Here is a 776-nt window from a genome sequence, read left to right as displayed (position 1 = left end):
GACAACCCGGGCTCGCTGGGCCTGGCGATCTCCGAGGCGGTCGAGGAGGCCGCCGGCCGCGAGGACACCAATTACGCCCTGGGCTCGGTACTCAACCACGTGCTGCTGCACCAGACCGTTATCGGCCAGGAGACGAAGCGCCAGCTGGAGATCGCCGGGGCCTACCCGGACGTCATCCTCGCGCCCTGCGGCGGCGGCTCCAACGTCGGCGGCATGATGTTCCCGTTCCTCGCGGACAAGGCCGCGGGCCGGGACCTGCGCCTGGTGGCGGTTGAGCCCGACTCCTGCCCGACGCTGACCCGCGGCCACTACGCCTACGACTACGGCGACAGTGCCGGGCTGACGCCGATCATGAAGATGTACACCCTCGGCCACGACTTCATGCCCCCCGGCATCCACGCCGGCGGGCTGCGCTACCACGGCGACTCGGCGCTGGTCTCCCAGCTCTACGACGCCGGCGTGCTGGAGGCGGTGGCGGTGCCGCAGCTCGCGACCTTCGAGGCCGGTGTGCTGTTCGCCCGCACCCAGGGGATCATCCCGGCGCCGGAATCCTGCCACGCCGTGCGCGGCGCGGTGGACGAGGCCCTAAGGGCGAAGGAGGAGGGGCGCGAGCGCACCATCCTGTTCACCCTCTCCGGGCACGGCCACTTCGACATGGCCTCCTACGACCGCTATTTCGCCGGCGAGCTGGAGAACTACGAGTACCCGGAGGCGGCGATCCACCGGGCGCTGGACAACCTCCCGCAAATCGGCGGATGAGGCGTGCCGGCGGCGCG

The 776-nt window shown here is 71.0% G+C and carries 1 protein-coding gene; it reads left to right on the top strand.

The genetic code is table 11. From position 1 onward, the window contains the following. Nucleotides 1–759, top strand: a 759-nt coding sequence (locus G7A99_RS22405) for a TrpB-like pyridoxal phosphate-dependent enzyme (RefSeq protein ID WP_163144221.1), incomplete at its 5' end; no start/stop codon positions are given. Nucleotides 760–776: the final 17 nt, after the last annotated feature.

The organism is Arhodomonas sp. KWT, assembly GCF_010993615.1.
This window is presented reverse-complemented; position numbering and strand designations above follow the sequence as displayed.